A 589-nucleotide genomic window follows, 5' to 3' on the forward strand; every position below is an offset into this window, starting at 1 on the left:
ATGATCGACTCCTCGATCACCGCGAAGACCTCGGCATCGGACCGTTCGTCCATCGGGAAGGCGTGCGTCACGTCCGAGCGGACGCACGCCTCGACGAAGCTCGGCCCCGCGAGCTCGGCCCGGTTCAGCACCCGGACCTGGCTGAGCGCGTCCGCGAGCTGGTCGCCGAGCTGGCGGTTACTGATGGCCACGACGAGCCGGACACCGGGGGCCGTCTCGGCCGCGACCATCGCTGTGCCCAGGTTGTCGAGGTCCGTCTCGTGACAGGACACGACCGCGAGCGCCGCGGCGATGCCGGCCTCGCGCAGCGCCCCGGCGCCACGGGTACTCTCCACCAGGACCCGCACGCCCCACCGCTCCACCCTGCGCCGGGTGGCGGGGGCGACCCGATCGTCGATAGCCACCACCGTCACACCCGACGCCCGGAGCTGTTCGGCGAGCGGAGCCCCAGGTTGCTCAGCCCGCAGACAATGACGTGACCCGACGGGTCGGAACCACCCGAACCACCGAAGGCACCTGAACCTCCCTGACCGTTGACGGTGCCATTGCCTCCGGTCGCGCCGGAACTTCCAGAACCCGCTGCCATGCC

At 71.0% G+C, this 589-nt stretch carries 2 pseudogenes; both read right to left on the reverse strand.

What is annotated here, in order from left to right:
* A pseudogene (locus tag ACY45C_RS05915) lies at positions 1–407 on the reverse strand (potassium transporter TrkA); the annotation flags it as partial.
* A gap of 2 nt (positions 408–409) precedes the next feature.
* Positions 410–589: pseudogene (locus tag ACY45C_RS05920) on the reverse strand (PGF-CTERM sorting domain-containing protein); the annotation flags it as partial.

The organism is Frankia sp. CcWB2, from assembly GCF_977927585.1.